The 1,189-nt window shown below is 54.2% G+C and carries 1 protein-coding gene; it reads left to right on the top strand.

All coding sequences use genetic code 11. The features are described 5' to 3' along the window. Positions 1 to 3 precede the first annotated feature (3 nt). Positions 4 to 1,189: elongation factor Tu (gene tuf, locus BG260_RS13840; RefSeq protein WP_069133549.1), on the top strand; the 1,186-nt coding region annotated here is incomplete at its 3' end.

The following is a 1,189-nucleotide window of genomic DNA, read 5'->3' as shown; positions in this document are numbered from 1 at the left end:
ACCATGGCAAAAGAGAAGTTTGAGCGGAGTAAGCCGCACGTGAACGTAGGGACGATTGGTCACGTAGACCACGGCAAGACGACATTAACGGCAGCGATTACCACGGTAATGGCGAAGACCTACGGTGGGGTTGCCAAGCAATTTGCAGATATTGACAATGCACCTGAGGAGCGTGAGCGTGGGATTACCATTGCAACGGCGCACGTTGAGTACGAAACCGATGAGCGTCACTACGCACACGTAGACTGCCCGGGTCACGCCGACTATGTGAAGAACATGGTAACCGGTGCGGCTCAGATGGACGGTGCGATTTTGGTGGTTGCGGCTACCGACGGACCGATGCCGCAGACGCGCGAGCACATTCTGCTTGCCCGCCAGGTAGGTGTACCGCAGATTGTTGTTTTTATGAACAAGGTAGACCTGGTAGACGACGAGGAGCTTCTGGAGCTGGTAGAGCTTGAAGTTCGTGAGCTGTTGTCCTCCTATGAGTTTGACGGGGACAACATTCCTGTGATTCAGGGATCTGCCCTGGGCGCGCTGAACGGTGAAGCTGAGTGGGAAGAGAAGATTGTTGAGCTGATGAAGGCTGTGGATGAGACCATTCCAACCCCTGAGCGAGATGTTGACAAGCCGTTCCTGATGCCGGTTGAGGATGTGTTTTCGATTACCGGTCGTGGTACGGTAGCCACCGGGCGTATTGAGCGTGGTGTGGTTAACCTGAACGATGAGATTGAGATTGTCGGGATTGTAGAAGATCCGATGAAGAGTGTGGTAACCGGTATTGAGATGTTCCGCCGGCTGCTGGACAAAGGGGAGGCCGGGGATAATGCCGGGATTCTTCTTCGAGGCATTAATAAGGAGCAGCTGGAGCGCGGTATGGTTCTTTGCAAGCCCGGTTCCATTACCCCGCACAAAGAGTTTGAGTGTGAGGTATACGTACTGAGCAAAGATGAGGGTGGCCGTCATACGCCATTTTTCAAAGGCTACCGCCCGCAGTTCTACTTCCGAACCACCGACGTAACCGGGGCGTGTGAGCTTCCTGATGGCGTGGAGATGGTGATGCCCGGCGATAACGTGAAGCTTTCAGTGAAGCTGATTCAGCCGGTAGCGATGGAAGAAGGTCTGAGGTTTGCGATCCGTGAGGGTGGCCGAACCGTAGGTGCCGGAGTTGTAACCAAAATACTTGACT

It is taken from the genome of Rhodohalobacter halophilus (assembly GCF_001715195.1).
Taxonomy (GTDB): domain Bacteria; phylum Bacteroidota; class Rhodothermia; order Balneolales; family Balneolaceae; genus Rhodohalobacter; species Rhodohalobacter halophilus.
Note: the sequence above shows the minus strand (reverse complement) of the source record. Positions and strands in the feature narration are given on the sequence as shown.